Origin of the sequence: Cupriavidus lacunae, from assembly GCF_003353055.1 — a bacterium.
Taxonomy (GTDB): domain Bacteria; phylum Pseudomonadota; class Gammaproteobacteria; order Burkholderiales; family Burkholderiaceae; genus Cupriavidus; species Cupriavidus lacunae.
On record NZ_QKWJ01000043.1, the window covers coordinates 29,566 to 46,360 of the forward strand.

At 60.7% G+C, this 16,795-nt stretch carries 7 protein-coding genes; 6 read left to right on the top strand and 1 reads right to left on the bottom strand.

The genetic code is table 11. The features are described 5' to 3' along the window. Positions 1 to 81: 81 nt before the first annotated feature. Positions 82 to 1,041 (top strand): GlxA family transcriptional regulator, encoded by a 960-nt coding sequence (locus tag DN412_RS26630; protein WP_115214326.1) that lies wholly within the window; start codon positions 82 to 84, stop codon positions 1,039 to 1,041. A 1,445-nt stretch (positions 1,042 to 2,486) separates the two neighbouring features. On the opposite strand, the gene DN412_RS26635 is transcribed toward DN412_RS26630, so the two are convergent. Further along, positions 2,487 to 2,864, bottom strand: a complete 378-nt coding sequence (locus tag DN412_RS26635; RefSeq protein ID WP_115214327.1) for a hypothetical protein — start codon at positions 2,862 to 2,864, stop codon at positions 2,487 to 2,489. Between the two features lie 826 nt (positions 2,865 to 3,690). Here DN412_RS26635 and DN412_RS26640 point away from each other — a divergent pair. The 5 genes from DN412_RS26640 to DN412_RS44695 all read left to right on the top strand — a co-directional run bounded on the left by DN412_RS26640 (position 3,691) and on the right by DN412_RS44695 (position 16,781). After that, positions 3,691 to 3,930, top strand: coding sequence for a hypothetical protein (locus DN412_RS26640; RefSeq protein ID WP_133303087.1), 240 nt, complete (start codon positions 3,691 to 3,693; stop codon positions 3,928 to 3,930). A 149-nt stretch (positions 3,931 to 4,079) separates the two neighbouring features. Next, complete coding sequence (locus DN412_RS26645) at positions 4,080 to 5,204, top strand: phosphatidate phosphatase App1 family protein (protein ID WP_161564047.1); 1,125 nt, start codon at positions 4,080 to 4,082, stop codon at positions 5,202 to 5,204. A 724-nt stretch (positions 5,205 to 5,928) separates the two neighbouring features. Then, complete coding sequence (locus DN412_RS26650) at positions 5,929 to 7,362, top strand: sialidase family protein (RefSeq protein ID WP_115214330.1); 1,434 nt, start codon at positions 5,929 to 5,931, stop codon at positions 7,360 to 7,362. A 108-nt stretch (positions 7,363 to 7,470) separates the two neighbouring features. Beyond that, complete coding sequence (locus DN412_RS26655) at positions 7,471 to 15,558, top strand: SpvB/TcaC N-terminal domain-containing protein (protein ID WP_115214331.1); 8,088 nt, start codon at positions 7,471 to 7,473, stop codon at positions 15,556 to 15,558. Between the two features lie 53 nt (positions 15,559 to 15,611). Continuing rightward, entirely contained in the window at positions 15,612 to 16,781 is a 1,170-nt protein-coding gene (locus DN412_RS44695; RefSeq protein ID WP_244222790.1) for an NUDIX domain-containing protein, read from the top strand. Positions 16,782 to 16,795: the final 14 nt, after the last annotated feature.

The window sequence follows — 16,795 nt, forward strand, 5'->3', positions numbered from 1 at the left end:
GGCTCACGTTGAGGGGGACTTTACAAACGGAGCGCGCTGGGAAACACTGACCGGATTGACAACTTTGATATCAATCCTGCCATGCGAGTTTCTGTTCTCGCGCTGGAAGGCGTGTTCGATACCGGCCTCACCTCCGTCCTCGATGCCTTGACGACAGCCAACAAACTTGCGCACGCAACAGGGATGGCCACGCCGGGCTTCGAAATCACCGTGGTGGGTGTGCGGCCACAAGTACGCACGGCGCTTGGGCTGCAGGTGCCCGTCCGCGATATCGCGGACGCCCCCCGCCCGGATTGGGTCGTCGTACCGGCGCTCGGCGCAATCACGGCCGATCAGCTCGTGCCTGCGCTTGGCCAGGACGACGTGTTCGATGCGTTGGGCGCTTTGCGTACGTGGCAGAATGCCGGCGCCCGCATTGCAGCCGCTTGTACGGGTACGTTTGTGCTGGCAGAAAGCGGCATGCTCAATGGATACGAAGCAACGACGACCTGGTGGCTTACACCGTTGTTCCGGCAGCGCTACCCGGACGTGCACCTGGATGCGAATCGAATCATCGTCCCCAGCGGCGCAACAGTCACGGCAGGGGCCGCGCTCAGCCATCTCGACCTTGCGCTCTGGTTGATCCGCAATAACAGCCCTGAGCTTGCAGCGCTCGTTGCCAGGTACCTCGTATTCGATACGCGACTGTCGCAGTCCGCCTATGCGATCACCGATCACCTCAGCCATTCGGACCCGCTGGTCGAGCGTTTCGACCGCTGGGTGCGCGACCACCTCGACACGGCGATCACGCTCGATTCGGCCGCCGAAGCGCTGGCAACCAGCAAGCGGACATTGACGCGACGCCTGAATGAAGTGCTCGGCAAGACGCCGATCGAATACATTCAAACGCTGCGGATCGAGCGTGCCGTTCATTTGCTGAAGACCAGCAAAGACAGCGTCGATCGAATCGCCGAACAGGTTGGCTACGCGGATGGGGTGACGCTGCGCACGCTGCTGCGCCGGAGACTGGGCAAGGGCGTACGTGAACTGCGCGCATCCTGACGATTGTTGGCAAAAGGTACGTACGGGAGTAGTGCGATCCTTTTCACTGTACGCAGCGAACAACTGGCTCAGGGATCGGACGCATCGCTAGCCACTGCCGGCGCTGCTTACTGCGTTGCAGCCTCGGCGCGGAATGCCACGGATATTGGCCGTCGAGCGTTGATCCCGCGTGGATGGATTCGAATTTGGCTTGATTGGTCATGCCGGAACCGCTAGTGCGGCCAGATGCCGCAGCGGCTCAGCGGGTTGAGGACGTCGGCTTGGCGGGGGGCTTCACGATCCCACAATGGGCTGGTGGCTGCCTTCACACTGGAGCACGCGAAAAAATATTACAAGTGACCGAATTTGGGTTGACCGGATCGGCTGGTGGGCCGTCCGACGCGATCCGGGCACGAATGTCCGTTCTTTGATGCGAGGCGGCCGCTTGAATGGCCAACCGAGCCCGAAAGCGAACGGCACAAGATGGCTCGAATGCGGAAGTCCATCGCGAACCGCGGACCCGCTGGCCCTTTTGATCTTCGGAGCTTCCGCAGTCGACCCTTCTCGGCCATAGCACACCTCATCCGGCGAACGGCGGGTTTCAGGGGTATCGGTCGTCCCCTTCCGAACTTTGTTCGGCAACTTCTCGGCCTTTCCAGGCGGTCGCAGCATCGCACCGAAGGTGATCAAGCACCGTGACATGGACGCCCGCGCGTCCGAAAACACTGATGAATTATCCGCCCCCTATGCGGCCACCGATACGGTTAACACGGGACAAGAGCAGCACCCGGAGACCCTGCTCGATGAAAGGGTTAGGATCACTGGTTTTGGGGGCGAAGAATGCACTGCCCCATTTAGACGCCGCACTAGGTATGGAGGCGTTCGCTTCACCAGAAGAGGCCTGGGTCGGAGTGGGCAGCTATGTTGATTTACATCTGTCTTGGTGATGATTCTGGAATTGTGGTTGAAGTTAATTCCGTGGACTCTTGCTTGGATTGAGGTCGTGACGGCACAGGGATGAAGTGCGGCATAAGTGTAGCGATTATTGCCGCGAATGCGAAGAATAGAACCCATCTGTTTTGAGCCTTGCTTCGAGCTTCAAACGCGTCAATCATTGTGCGTAGTAGATGAATCCTGACCAGTTCGCATGTTTGCTCGTACTCAGCAGCGTTGTTGAACGGATCATTGGCCCCGCCTCGGCAGAGCCACGTGCTGCATTCAGTAATGCGTGATACGGCTTGCTGTTTCAATGGAGCCAGAACGAATCGACTCCCGGATTCTCTCGGCTACTGCGGCGCGTTCATCGACTTGGTTCATGCAAGCTCCAGCAGTACGTTTTGATTCAATCGCTGACTCGACATACTTTTCGTACTTTGCCGAAAGCTTCTGAAATCTAATACCAAAGTGCGGCAAGTGCGGCGAAGACGAGTAATGCCAGAAAACGTGTTTGCCACCAAGGTAACGAGTCAATCGGTGAATAGAAGTGGTATTATTGCCACCATGGCGCCACGAGCCACTCGATCTCTAGTACTGCGTATATCCATTTCCTTCGCGAGATCTGGCTCATTGCAAATGGCAAATACGTGAAGTAGCTGAGAACTTCTACGTGCTCCATGCACCCGTTCAATCCGTTTCTTGAGCCAGTGCGTTGCGTGATACCCAAGCAGATCGCAGATCATGCCAACAACATAGAAGGAAGGAATCAGCGCCGCTATTGCGAAGCCAAGCAGGTCTTTGCTCGCAAACCTAGTGAAGAAAGATGACTGCAAAAACGCTGGAACGAGCCACAGCGCCGCAACAGCACCAATCACGAGATACTCGACGAGCACGGCAAGCGCCTTCATTGCCCACTCCTCCTATTGGCCAATTCAACCTACACTTGCGGCTGGTCGGCAACGCTTGCTTCCGTGCCTCTAGTACTACCGGACCAACCCTAGACTGTGAGTAGCGATTGAAAGCGATAGAGATTCTTCGGGCGGACCATTACCTTGCGAACACCGTGCACTAGCCGAAAGAAATCGTGAAAACAATAATAACCTTTAGATTTTGTCCAGCTAAAAGGCAAGTAAAAGTCGTTCACACCAGAGCTAATTTTTATTCAGGGTGTTTCTCTCCTGATACGACGTAGTCTGCTCGAACGTCAACGCGGTTTTGCACGAGGCGACAGTGGGGCATTGGGTCAACCATATGGAGGCTGCGGTCGGCAGCCATCCTAAGCCATGCTCGCTGCATCGCCATCGGCACTGCCGGACATGACCACACGCACGCAGAGCGGGATCATGCCGTCAAATCCATCGAACACGCGCCAATAAAAGACGTGCGGCATGACACCTATCATCGTCGAGCGCCCACGCGTGCACGGCTGCTGCTTTGGCCGATGCCCCGCCGGGGGCATTGGCCAACGGAAGACCGCTACCTAGGCGAAGCCGACGTCCTAATGTCCGTGCAACGGCGTGGATGAGCGGCCGGAGATGCCCGGAAGGCGACCGCAGGGCCTGCCTCGGTCGTCGCTTGCCGACCCCTTGATAGATAGTCCGTCGCGCTTGTGCGTCGCTCTAGTTGGCGGCGATGCCAATTGACGTCGACTCTGGCAAGCCTTGCCACCCCCCTGTCCGGCATCTAGTGCCACGCGCTCCCCAACTGCACATAGACTGCATTCTGATCCTTGCTGTGGGCGAAATCCAGGCCAACGGCAAATACTTCAGCGGCGAGGAAATCTTCGGCTGCGAGCAGGCCGGAGTCACGCCATTCGTCTCAACGTCGATGACGTCCGCGGCCAGGGTTCCCGCGAGGTTCTGGAAAGCACATCAAGAAGAGATCCTCCTCGCCCAAAACACTTGCGATGCCAGCCCATCTGCCGGGTCAATGCTGCGTTGTGGACTCGACCGACCCTTCAGCGGGCACTTCTGAGCAGCCCAATGCACCGACCGACGACACCATTCGGTGTCGACCACTACAGAATGACAACACCTTCTGTTTGATGGTCGAATCTCTATGGTCTAGAACAAGTTGAGAGCACGTTAGCCATGGGAAGGAATGCTGTCCTCAGGAGAATCGATATGAAGCTTGCACCCCTTCTGCTGGTGGCGTCCTTTGCGCTGACGTCCTGTGCAACCACCTTCTCTGGCACGCCAACCGATGGACCACAGGCGGGCCAGGTGGTCCGTTTCTTCCCGTCCATGGCAAGCAAGGTGAATGAAAGCCAGTGGCTTTTGCAAATTCAGGGCCGCATCTACGAACCTGCGGAAGCAAGCCAGTTCCGCCAGGGTCTGGTCAAGGCGTTCGCACTGCGCGTACATCCCAGCGGGGATCCGGAAATCTACAGACGGCGCGCGGGACTTTTTCTATCCGATAGTCAAGGTAATGCTGTAGTGACCGTCGAAATAGGGGGGAAATCAGTACGACTACCGCCTTCCGATGCTGCCGGCTACTTCAGTGGCAAGGTCCTGATGACGGACGCCGAGGCGAAGTCGTTTGCGAAGGAAGGAGTGATCACATTCGAATCCTTGCCCGCCGGTGGAAATCAAGAGCGATTTACGGGAACCGTCGTATTGGTTCCGGACAAGGGACTGACCGTTGTGACGGACATGGACGACACAATCAAGCAAACATGCGTGCTGGACAGGGACAAAATGCTTGCCAATACCTTCTCGAATGAGTTCAGAGATGTACCAGGCATGGCTGACCTTTATCGATCATGGGAGACGACATACGGTCCCGGGATCCACTTTCACGTCGTGTCAGCCGGTCCATGGCAACTCAATGAGCCGCTTGCGGAGTTTGTCATTGCGAAGAATTTTCCAGTTTTCACCTGGGACATGCGATCGATTGATATCCCGAATATCCAGGCTGGCTTGCAGGAACTCACGGATCAAAGCAAAGACCGGATAAGAGATTTCAAAATTGAAAAAATTCGTGCTCTGATGCAACGCTTTCCCGATCGCCATGTCATCTTGGTCGGAGATTCTGCGGAGAGGGATCCCGAGGCGTACCAACAGATTCGTTCCGAATTCGAAAACCGGGTCGATGCCATTTATATTCGGAAGGTTCCCGAGGAGTGTCAAAAGGAGGATAGGAGAGACTATGCTTCCTTACCGCTCCGCCTTTTCAGTGACCCGGCGGAACTCCCGCGCTCTGCACCAAATCGCGATGGAAGAGGGATCGCCGAGACCGGCCGGTGGTAGCCCGTTTGGGGATGACCGCCTCACCGAAGCAACCGCGCAACGCTGCATCGCCAGAGAAGCAATGTCGCCCATGACGAGGGGAGGTACATGATGCGAGCCTTGACGGCCCTGACGAGCGCCGTCGGAGTGTGAACGTCTCTTATGCGTATATCCGACATTCGAATGTCCGTGTCGAAGCGGGGCCAGCGGCTGCAGATGGCCGATCTCGGTCCGATAGCCGCCGCGAAACCGCGACCGTCTCTGACCGACCCCTCGCCGTCATTCGGATCGCCGCGACGGCAACGGCCGTTCTCAAAAGTCAGGCGGCCATTCGCTCGCGCTGGGTCGTCTGCAATTTGTCAGGCAACTTCCTTTTTCGACGTAACGCCGCCCGACGACTCAAATTACTGGGAGCGGTCATTGGCCGTTGTACACGCGGACCCGCTACTGGCCTGATTTGCCGAGACTCGTGCCGTGACACTTTTAATCTGCGCTACGACAAGCGCATCAAGCCCGACGCGAGTGAAGCGCTTCACCATCCGTGGGTATTTCGCTTCCCCCTCCGCATGCCCGCTTCGGTCCGGTTCTACGAACGTAATGGCCAGTGGATCTGATGTCGGTGTTTGGAAAGCCGTGCGGACGCCAGAAAACCGCTTGTCAATCAGAATTAACAATTCGTCAATTCTCCAGGGAGATGTAAATGTCCTAATCTGATCCCAGTCATCCGCATAGGGAGGAGACCATCATGCATCGCAATAACAAGGTATCCTTGCTCTTGGGCGGAGCGGCTCTCTGCACGGCGTTCTCGGGCCAGGCCGCCACCCTCGTTTCCGGCCCCAGCCCCTTTGCCACCTGCAGCAACATTGGCGCTGTCACCGGAACGAATTTTCTGAATGCCGAGGTGGAGCCCTATCTGGCCGTCAACCCCAATGAGCCGACCAACTTCATAGGGGTCTGGCAGCAGGACCGCTGGTCGGATGGCGGCGCGCGGGGCCTGGTTGCCGGGTTCTCATTCGACAGCGGTAAGACCTGGCGACAGACACCGCTGCCCTTCAGCGCATGCGCCAACGGCCTTGGGTACGAGAGAGCTTCCGACCCCTGGGTGTCGATCGGGCCTGACGGAACTGCCTATGCGGTCTCGATCTCGTTCAATCGCTCCAACAACAGCAATGCGGTCGGGGCTGCAGTATCCCGCGATGGCGGCCAGAGCTGGCAGAACTTGAGCGCCATCATTGCCGACAACGAGCCCACTTCGCAGTTCTTCAATGATAAGGAATCGGTGACGGCGAACCCTGTCACCCCTGGTGTCGCCTACGCGGTATGGGATCGCCTCGAATTGCCGAATGGCAACCCATACGCCAATCTACACACGGCAGCCTTCCGCGGACCGGCAATGTTCTCGAAAACTACAGATGGCGGCCGCACCTGGAGCCCGCCGAAGGTGATCGTGAAGACGCCTTCGCGACAGCAAACCATTGGCAACCAGATTGTCGTTAACGCACAGACGGGCACGCTGTACAACTTCTTCAACCTGATCAGCCCGCCATTCAACGTCACCGCGTCCAAGGTCGCCGTCATCATGTCGGCCGATGACGGCGCCACTTGGACCAAACCAAGGATCATTGCTGACATGCGCACGGTGGGCGTGACGGATCCCAATACCGGCGAGCCGGTGCGAACCGGGGACATCATCCCCGAGCCTGCCATCGACCCTGCGACGGGGCAACTCTACGTGGTTTGGCAGGACTCACGCTTTAATGGCGGACACTACGATGAGATCGCTATGTCGACTTCAAGCGATGGTGGCCAGATGTGGAGCGCTCCGATACGCGTAAATACCCCCTCCGGTCGTCCAGCTTTCAATCCGTCCGTGCGCGTCAATTCCGCGGGAACAGTCGCTGTTACCTACTACGACTTCCGCAACCTGGCCGCCAGCAATACGACCACATTGCCCACCGATTACTGGCTTACCACATCAGGCAACGGCGGCGCATCCTTTGGCGCCGAGGTGCACCTGTCCGGTTCCTTTGATATGAAGACTGCCCCGAACGCAGAGGGCTTCTTTGTCGGGGACTATGAAGGGCTGCCGGCGAGGGGCACGGCCTTCGTGCCCTTCTTTGTGCAGACGAACTCCGGGAATATGGCGAATCGGACGGATGTGTTCGTTGTGGCGCCGTGAGTTGCCTCGCCTGTGCCGCGACATGACTTCCGGTAATAGGGGAGCAGCCTTGCGCTTGAACATCGAGAGGTGCTACATAACCCGTGACTGACGGCTTTGGGAGGTGTGATGCAGCCGAACGAGATTGAGGGAGGTCCGCCCAAGCCCCCCAGCGGCGAGCAGAATCCTGCGAATCGCGGCTATACCGCACCACCATCAATCACTCTCCCCAAAGGCGGGGGCGCCATCCGCGGCATCGGCGAGAAGTTCGCCGCCAACCCGTTCACCGGCACCGGCTCGATGTCGGTGCCCATTGCCACCAGCCCAGGGCGTTCTGGCTTTGGGCCGCAACTCTCCCTGTCCTACGACTCCGGCGCCGGCAACGGGCCCTTTGGCTTCGGCTGGAGTCTTTCGCTGCCGTCGATCACGCGCAAGACCGACAAGGGCCTGCCGCAATATCTCGATGCAGTCGATTCCGACGTCTTCATCCTTTCCGGCGCCGAAGACCTGATGCCGGTCTATCGGCAAGACCCCGACGGTACCTGGGTCGCGGGTCGTCCGGGCTTTCAGCGAGACGCGGACGGGTTCTGGGTGCGGGATGCGTTCGGCCACCTCGTCGCTCACGAGGACGAACTCGACGGCTACCGCGTGCGGCGCTACCGGCCGCGCATCGAAGGGCTCTTCGCGCGCATTGAGCGCTGGAGCAAGACTGGATCGCCCGCTGATGTTCATTGGCGCTCGCTTTCCAAGGACAACACCCTCACCCTCTACGGCTATGACGCGAACTCGCGTATTGCCGACCCGCTCGATGCAAGCCGCATCTTCTCCTGGCTGATCTGCGAATCACGCGACGACAAGGGCAACGGTATTCGCTACCTCTATAAGAAGGAGGATGGCGCCTACCAACCCCGACCCGGTCAAGCAGATCCATTCCAGCAGGCTCATCAGCTCAACCGCGGGCTTGCGTCCGATCTGCGCCGTACTGCCCAGCGTTACCTGCAGCGGGTGTTGTACGGCAACCTCAAGCCCCTGCTGGACTCTCAGGGGCAGCGTCCGCGTTACCTGAGCGATCTGCTCGATCCGCCGACGGACACCGGCGCCGACTGGTTGTTCGAGGTGCGCTTCGACTATGGGGAACTGGATGATGGCGACCCCACGGGCAAGCCGGAGAAGCCCTGGTTCTACCGCGCCGATGCCTTTTCCAGCTACCGCGCCGGCTTTGAGGTGCGCTCCTGCCGCCGCTGTGAGCGGGTGCTGATGCTGCACCACATCCCCGATCAGCCCGCAGGCTCCGGTCGAGCGGCCCAACGCGGCTACCGGGGTGTGGTGGGCAACACCGAATTCACCTACGACGACGAACTCGATCCCAGTCTTGCAACCCGGCCCGTTTACAGCTTCCTCAAGCAGGTGGTGCAAACGGGATGGAAGCAGGAAAACGGCGTCTCCACACGCAGCAGTCTGCCGCCGGTGGAGTTCGAATACACCCAGCCGGTCGTGCAGGATACGGTCGATGAAGTGGATGCGCAGAGCTTACAGAATTTGCCCGTCGGTCTGGATGTTGCCGAATATCGCTGGGTTGACCTGCACGGCGAGGGGATTCCCGGCATCCTTGCCGAGCAGGCCGGTACGTGGTTTTACAAGCGCAACTGGAGCCCGATTCCCACCAAGCTGTTAGATGGCAGCGAGGTCGTGAAGGCAAAGCTTGCCTCGCTCGAAACTGTCGCTGTCAAGCCAAATGTTGCCTTGAGCGATGGGGCAGAGATTATGGACCTGGCCGGTGACGGTCAACCCGACGTTGTCGTCATGGAAGGACCGATGCCCGGCCTGTTCGAGCACGATGAGGCCGAAGGCTGGCAGCCCTTCCGCCCGTTCACCTCGCGGTTGTACCGCGATCTGAGCGACCCCAATATCAAATTCGTCGATCTGGACGGGGACGGCCATGCCGATGTGCTGATCACTAAAGACGACGCCTTCGTCTGGCACGCCTCGCTTGCGGAGGAGGGCTTCGGTCCGGCGCGCCGTGTGGCGCAGGCGCTCGACGAGGAGAAGGGTCCGCGCATCGTCTTCGCCGACGGCACCCAGTCTATCTACCTGGCCGATCTCTCCGGCGACGGCCTCACCGACATCGTCCGCATTCGCAACGGCGAAGTCTGCTACTGGCCCAACCTGGGCTATGGTCGTTTCGGCGCCAAGATCACGATGGACAACGCGCCCTGGTTCGACAACCCGGATCAGTTCGACCACAAGCGTATCCGCCTGGCCGACATCGACGGCAGCGGCACCACCGACATCATCTATCTTCACCGCGACGGCGTGCGCCTGTACTTCAATCAGTCGGGCAATGGCTGGAGCCAGCCGCACGCGCTGAAGGTGTTTCCGCGCATCGACGACCTCGCAAGCATCGTCCCGACCGACCTGCTCGGCAACGGCACCGCCTGCTTGGTCTGGTCCTCGCCCTTGCCGGGCGATGCACGGTCGCCAATGCGCTATGTCAACCTGATGGGCGGCCGCAAGCCGCATCTGCTGGTCAAGGCAGCCAATAATCTTGGGGCGGAGACGCAGGTCGACTACGCGCCCTCGACCAAGTTCTACCTGCTGGACAAGCGTGACGGAAAACCGTGGATCACCCGGCTGCCCTTCCCGGTTCACGTGGTCGAGCGCGTGGAAACCTACGACCACATCAGCCGCAACCGCTTCGTCTCCCGCTACGCCTACCACCATGGCTATTTCGACGGCGAGGAGCGCGAGTTCCGCGGCTTCGGCATGGTGGAGCAGTGGGACACGGAACAGCTCGCCGCCCTCGCCGACGGCAGCGCACCGGCGGCCAACGTCGCCGCTGCATCGCATGTGCCGCCTGTGCACACAAAGAGCTGGTTCCATACCGGCGTCTACCTCGGTCGGGACCGCGTCTCGCGCCATTTTGAGTACGAGTACTTCAACGAACCCGGACTGACTGTCGAAACCGCGCGGCCGCTTCTGCTCGACGACACCATTGTCCCGCCCGGTTTGACACTGGAAGAAGAGCGCGAAGCCTGCCGGGCCCTGAAGGGTTCCATGCTGCGTCAGGAAGTCTATGCCGACGATGCCAACCGCCCCGGCGCCACGCCCGAAGAGATCCAGCGTGCCGGCACGCCCTATACCGTCACGGAGCAGAACTTCTCCATCCGAACCCTGCAGCCCCGAGGCACCAACCGACATTCGGTGTTCTTCACCCACGCGGACGAGGCACTGAGTTACCACTACGAGCGCAACCCGGCCAACCCGCGCATCCAGCACGCGCTGACGCTGGAGGTTGACGACTACGGCAACGTGCTCAAGCAAGCGGTCATCGGCTACGGGCGCCGCGTTTCGCCGCTATCGGAGCAATGGGATCGCGACCGCCAGACTACGGCACTGCTCACCTACACGGAGAACCGGGTCACCAACGCCATCGGATCGTCGGACATCCAGCGCAATCCGCTGCCCTGCGAGGCGATTACTTTCGAGCTGACGGGCTACACCGCCACCGGTCCGGCCGGTCGCTACCGGCCCACCGATTTCGTCGAGCCCGATCCCGCCGCTCCCGGTCGCCTGCGCCACAAGTTCACCGCCCCGGAAGTCGCTTACGAGGCCGCCGCCGTCGGGAGCCAGCGCCGCCGCTTCATCGAATGGTTGCGTACCCTCTATCGGCACGATGACCTGAGCGGCCTCTTGCCGCTCGGTGAACTGCAGCCGCTCGCGCTGCCCGGTGAAAGCTACAAGCTCGCGTTCACTCCCGGGTTGCTCGACCAGGTCTTTCAGCGTCCGCGCCAAGGGCAAGCGAACGAGCCTCTGATGCCCGATCCAGCGGCCGTCCTCGGCGGCCAAGCGGGCAACCGGGGCGGTTACCTGCGAAGCCAGGCCCTCAAGGCGGATGGCCGCTTCCCCGTGAGCGACCCGGATGATCAATGGTGGATTCCCTCGGGGCAGTCCTTCTACAGCACGAATCCTGCCGATGACGCCGCCATCGAGATGGCGCAGGCACGGCAGCATTTCTTCCTGCCGCACCGCTACCGCGACCCCTTCGGTCAGTACGCCTTCGTCGATTTCGACGCCCACGACCTGTTGATGGCGGAGACCCGCGATGCCCTCGGCAACCGCGTGACCGTCGATGCCAACGACTACCGCATTCTGCAGCCGCGTCTGGTCAGCGACCCGAACCGCAACCAGACCGAAGTCGCCTTCGACCCGCTGGGCATGGTGGTGGGCACCGCGGTCATGGGCAAACCGTCGCCAGCGCCGGTGGAGGGCGACACGCTGGCCGGCTTTGTGGCAAACCTCACGCAAGCTCAGCTCGACGGCTTCTTCAATGCCGCCGATCCGCAAGCCAATGCGTCGGCGCTGCTGAAAGACGCGACCACGTGCATCGTCTACGACCTCGACCGCTTCCGCCGTACTCGCCAGGCCAACCCCGACAAGCCGGACAAATGGCAGCCGGCCTGCGCCGCCACGCTCGTCCGAGAAACGCATGTCAGCGCACCGCTGCCACCGCATGGGCTGAAGATCCAGCTCAGCTTTTCCTACTCCGACGGTTTCGGCCGCGAGATCCAGAAGAAGATCCAGGCCGAACCCGGTCCGGTGCCCCAGCGTAATGCCCACGGCGCGATCATCGTCGGTGCGGACGGTCAGCCGCTGACGACACCGAATGATGTTAGCCCGCGCTGGGTCGGCAGCGGCTGGACGGTGTTCAACAACAAGGACAAGCCGGTCCGTCAGTTCGAGCCCTTCTTTACCGATACCCACCACTTCGAGTTCGATGTCCGCATCGGCGTCAGCCCGGTGCTGTTCTACGACCCGGCCGAGCGCGTCATTGCCACACTGCACCCTAACCACAGCTACGAGAAGGTGGTGTTCGACCCGTGGCAACAGACCACCTACGACGTCAACGACACCTGCGCGCCCCGCCCAGCCCAGACCGGCGATCCGCGCACCGACCCCGACATCGCCGGCTCTGTCGCGGAATACTTCAAGACCCAGCCCGCAACCTGGCAGACCTGGCACGCCCAACGCATCGGCGGTGCATTGGGTGCGGACGAGCAAAAGGCCGCCCAACGTGCCGCAGCGCATGCCGACACGCCCACCACCGCGCATTTCGACGCCTTGGGCCGCCCCTTCCTGACCGTCGCGCGCAACCGCGTCGTCTGCGCCGGACACGACCTCGACGGCAGCGAAGACAGCTTCACCACCCGCGTCGAGCTGGACATCGAAGGCAACCAGCGCGCCGTGCGCGATGCCGTCCGGCAGGGCGGCGACCCGCTGGGCCGCGTCGTCATGCGCTACGCCTACGACATGCTCGGCGACCGCATCTACCAGCTCGGCATGGAAGCCGGCGCGCGCTGGATGCTCAATGACGTGGCCGGCGAGCTGATCCGCGCCTGGGACAGCCGCGGCCATAACTTCTCCACCCGCTACGACGCGCTGCGCCGCCCGACCGAACAAACTGCGCGCGGAACTAGCGCGGCGTCCGATCCGCGCACGCTCAACCGTGACGTCCTGGTCGACAAGATCGAATATGGCGAGACACTGGCGAACGCCGAAGTGCTCAACCTGCGCGGCCGCATCTACCGGCACTTCGATTCCGCGGGCGTCGCCACTCATGCACGGCTCGACGCCAGCGGCAACCCGACCAAGGCCTACGACTTCAAGGGCAACCTGCTGTGCAGCACGCGGCGGTTGGTCAGCGACTACACTACCGTCCCCGACTGGCTGCTGAATCCGAAGCTTGACGAGGAATTCTTCGAAGGCGGCACCCGCTACGACGCGCTCAATCGGCCCATTCAGTCCATCGCCCCTCGCAGCAGCCTGGGCAACGGCAAGTTCAATGTCATTCAGCCGGTGTTCAACGAAGCCAACCTGCTGGATCGAGTGGATGTGTGGTTGGAGCGCGCGGCAGAACCCGCGGTGCTTCTCGACCGGAACAACGAGGCGGCATCGCCCGTCGGCGTCTCCAGCATCGACTACGACGCCAAGGGCCAGCGCCTGCTCATCGATTACAAGAACGGTGCCAGCACCTTCTACGGTTACGACCCGCTCACTTTCCGCCTCACCCAACTGCTGACCAAGCGCAAGGCAGCGAACTTCCCCGACGACGACCCGCAGCCCCCCATCGCCGGCTGGCCGGGAAAACAAGTGCAGAACCTGCACTACACCTACGACTCGGCGGGCAACATCACCCACATCCAGGACGACGCGCAGCAGACCGTCTACTTCAAGAACAAGCGCGTTGAGCCGAGCAACGAGTATGTCTATGACGCGCTCTACCGGCTGATTCAGGCCACTGGCCGCGAACATCTGGGTCAGGGCGGCTCACCCATCGCCCATTCGCACAACGACGCTGGCCGCGTAGGTCTCGTCAGCGCCGACGCAGCCGGACGTTTCGCCCCCGACGACGGCAATGCCATGGCCGCGTACATCGAGCGCTACGTGTACGACGCCGTCGGCAACTTCCTGCAGATGCAACACCGCGGCAGCGATCCGGCAAATGCCGGCTGGACGCGCGCCTACGACTACCTTGATCCGAGCCTGATCGAAGACGGTAACGGCGGTGCGCTGCTCAAGACCAGCAACCTCCTCACCCGCACAACGCTGAACCCGGCAGGCAACACCCCGCAGCCGGAAAGTTATATGCACGATGCCCATGGCAACATGCTGCGCATGCCGCATTTGGGCGGCGGCCTGCCTGGACCGAATATGCACTGGGACTACAAGGACCAGTTGCGGCAGGCCGATCTGGGTGGCGGAGGCGCGGCCTACTACGTCTATGACGCCTCAGGCCAGCGCGTGCGCAAGGTGCGGGAGAAGGCGCCGGGTCTCACCGAAGAGCGCATCTACCTCGGCGGCTTCGAGATCTTCCGCAGGCACGGCGGCGCCATCGGTACCGACACCGCCACGCTGGAGCGCGAAACGCTGCACGTAATGGACGACAAGCGGCGCATTGCGCTGGTGGAGACGCGCACGCTCGACACGGCGGGCAACGATCAGGCGCCACGACAATCGATCCGCTACCAGTTCTGCAATCACCTTGGGTCGAGCTACGTGGAACTGGATGAGCAGGCGCAGATCATTTCTTACGAGGAATACGCGCCCTACGGCAGCTCGACTTATCAGGCGGTGCGCAGCCAGACGGAGACGGCGAAGCGGTATCGGTATACGGGGAAGGAGCGGGATGAGGAGAGCGGGTTGTACTACCACGGGGCGAGGTACTACGCGCCGTGGCTAGGGCGATGGACGGCCTGCGATCCGGCAGGCGAGGAGGAAAGTCCCAACCTCTACCAATACTGCTTCGGCAATCCGACAGGCTTCGTCGATCCTGACGGTCAGAGCGGCAAAAAGCTCGCCATTGTCATGCACAATGAATCCAAGCCGGCGGGAAAGGAACTCCCCAAACCCAAGGAGCCCGTGAAGCCCCAGAAGCCGACGATCAAGTCCCCCGGAAAGAATGCTTCAGACAAAGAGAAGGCGAAATACGAAAAAGACAAGAACAAAGCCGAGAAATCATTCGCAGAAAGCATGAAAAAGTACGAAGAAGCGGAAAAGAAATATTCTTCCGATTTGAAGAAGTACGAAGCAAATAAAAAATTGTGGAGTGCGTATCATGAGTCGCAAAACGAGTACAAGGCGTCCGAGGCCGCGCTGAAAGCCGAAGGCTATGATGTCGTGCAAGTCGATTCCGGCAAAGCGTTGCTCGATGCGCTCAAGAACGCCGGGGCGATCAAGGAACTCGTGGTCCTGTCGCATGGCACACCCTTTGGACTGGGCGGTGAAGGACCGGGTGCCGGCCTGTACACCGACAAGCCACCCGGCGGCGCCACGTTCGACGCGAAGCGTGCGGCCAAACTGTCAGACCTGAAAAAAATGATCGATGAGAAGAAGATCGCGTTCGAAAAGGACGCGACGATCGTCTTGGGAATGTGCAGAACCGCTGGCGGTAAAGAAGGTACGCATGTCGGTCAGTCCACATGGACCGGACCGATTGAGGATACCTTCGCTTATCGGCTAGCAAAAATTACGGGACTCGAAGTCTTCGGGAGCGAAGGTGTTTCATCATATGGAGAAGACAAGCGAGCATCGACGCCATTGCGCCATAGCGATATCGGCTGGCATCGATTCACGCAACAGAGCAACACAATAAAAACGGAAAATTTGAAAGGAAAATATTTGAATGTCGTGACGCGCAAAACGAGCGAGAAGCCAAAATGAAACGCTGACTATTTCTCGCATCCTGATTGATACAGATTTGTGAACGGAAATGTATGAAGCCAGTTCCTCACGAATTCTTTGTCGGCCTGACGGACTTCTTCTCCATCCTGCTGCCGGGTGCGCTGCTTACCTGGCTGATGATGGGCGACGTGGGCCCGGTCGTGCTGGGGCATCGCTATGCCAAACTCGATGGCGCGCAGGCCTGGGCCGCCTTCCTGTTCGCGAGCTACCTCTTCGGCCACCTGATCTTCCTTCTTGGCTCCTGGCTGGACGCGTTCTACGACTGGGCCCGGCACTACACGCTGAACACTCAGATCGCGCTTCTAGCCCGCCGCGGCCATGGGCTGTCTCGGCCCGCCCGCGCCCTGATCTGGCTGGTGTTCAAGCGTGAGCGTAACCTTGCCGTGGCGCGCGCCGGCAGGATCAAGCGGCAGGCCCTTGGCCCCCTGCAAGCCCAGGACGCGGTCGACACCTTCCAGTGGAGCAAGGCGCTGCTCAACGCCGAAAGCCCGGCCAGTCTGGCCGTTGTCCTGCGCTTCGAGGCCGACTCCAGGTTCTTGCGCTGCTTTACGGTCGTGCTGCTGCTCCTACTCGTCGCGTGGCCCTGGCAACACCAGTGGCCGGTCGCCGGCATTCCCGTGGTGTTGGCGCTGCTCCTCCTTGCGCTGTGGCGCTACATGGAACTGCGCTACAAGGCAACCAATCAGGCCTATTGGTCCGTCATCACGCTCACGGCTAAAGACGGCAATGTCGCGCTCGACAAGACTGCTTCCCAAGCCGCCAGCCCCACCCACGCCGGCGGCGTAGTGTTCCGACTGCGCGGCGACACGGCCGAGTACCTGCTCGTCGAGGCCACGAATGATCCGACGCAATGGGTGCCGCCCAAGGGCCACGTCGAAGAAGGCGAGCAGCACCGCGAAACCGCCGTGCGTGAGGTGTACGAGGAAACCGGCGTCTGGGCGCGCATCGTCACTGACCTGGGCGATGCGACCTGGTTGGTCGATGGTTCTACCGTCACGACTCGCTTCTTCCTGATGCGAGCGATTGGTAGCGGGCTGCGCCAGGACAAGGACCGCCGGCACGAATGGCTGAGCTTGCCGGAAGCTGTTGCAAAGGCCAGCCACATCGAGACGCGCGAACTCTTGCAGGCCGCCGAGCAACGCCACGCCAGGGCGGCCGGCAAGTCAACCACCGCGCGTTCGTCCCTATCCGCCTCGGCTTAGAGACCCTGTCTGCA